The 1154-nt window shown below is 40.9% G+C and carries 1 protein-coding gene; it reads left to right on the plus strand.

The features are described 5' to 3' along the window. Positions 1-30: 30 nt before the first annotated feature. A partial coding sequence (locus BBG48_RS10740) for an acyl-CoA dehydrogenase (protein ID WP_068913067.1) occupies positions 31-1154 on the plus strand: 1124 nt, incomplete at its 3' end.

Raw genomic sequence — 1154 nt, forward strand, 5'->3', positions numbered from 1 at the left:
TAAAAACCAAAACCCCTAAGGAGGAAAAAAATGGAATTTGGACTATCAAAACAACACCAACTATTACAGCAAATGTATAAAGAATTTGCAGAAAAAGAAATCAAACCATTTGCAGCAGAAGTAGACGAAACAGAAGAATTTCCAAGAAAGAACGTAGACAAAATGGTAAAAGCAGGCTTTATGGGAATACCATTTGCCAAAGAATACGGAGGCGAAGGAGGAGACACGCTAGGCTACATAATGGCAGTAGAAGAACTATCAAAAGTATGCGCAACAACAGGAGTAATACTATCCGCGCACACAAGCCTAGGCACATACCCAATAGAACACTTCGGAACAGAACAGCAAAAACAAAAATACCTGAAAGATTTAGCGTCAGGGAAAAAACTAGGAGCATTCGGACTAACAGAACCAAACGCAGGAACAGACGCAAGTATGCAACAAACAATGGCAGTAAAACAAGGAGATAAATACATCCTAAACGGAAGCAAAGTATTTATCACCAACGGAGGAGAAGCAGACACCTACGTAGTATTTGCCATGACAGACAAAAGCAAAGGAACAAAAGGAATATCAGCCTTCATAGTAGAAAAAGGAACAAAAGGCTTCAGCTTCGGACCTCACGAAAAGAAAATGGGAATAAGAGGCTCAGCAACCTGCGAACTAATATTCGAAGACGTAGAAGTACCAGAAGAAAACCTACTAGGCCAAGAAGGAAAAGGCTTTAAAATAGCAATGAACACATTAGATGGCGGAAGAATAGGAATAGCAGCCCAAGCACTCGGAATAGCAGCAGGAGCACTAGACGAAACAATAAGCTACGTAAAAGAAAGAAAACAATTCGGAAGAACAATAAGCCAATTCCAAAACACACAATTCCAACTAGCAGACCTAGCAAACGCCGTAGAAGCAGCAAGACTACTAGTATATAGAGCAGCAGCAACCAAAGACGCAGGACAGACATACACAGTAGCAGCAGCACACGCAAAACTATTTGCAGCAGAAACAGCAATGAAAGTAACAACAAAATGCGTACAACTATTCGGAGGCTACGGCTACACAAGAGACTACCCAGTAGAGAGAATGATGAGAGACGCAAAAATAACAGAAATCTACGAAGGAACAAGCGAAGTACAAAGAATGGTAATCTCAGG

Source organism: Criibacterium bergeronii (assembly GCF_001693775.2).
GTDB lineage: Bacteria > Bacillota > Clostridia > Peptostreptococcales > Filifactoraceae > Peptoanaerobacter > Peptoanaerobacter bergeronii.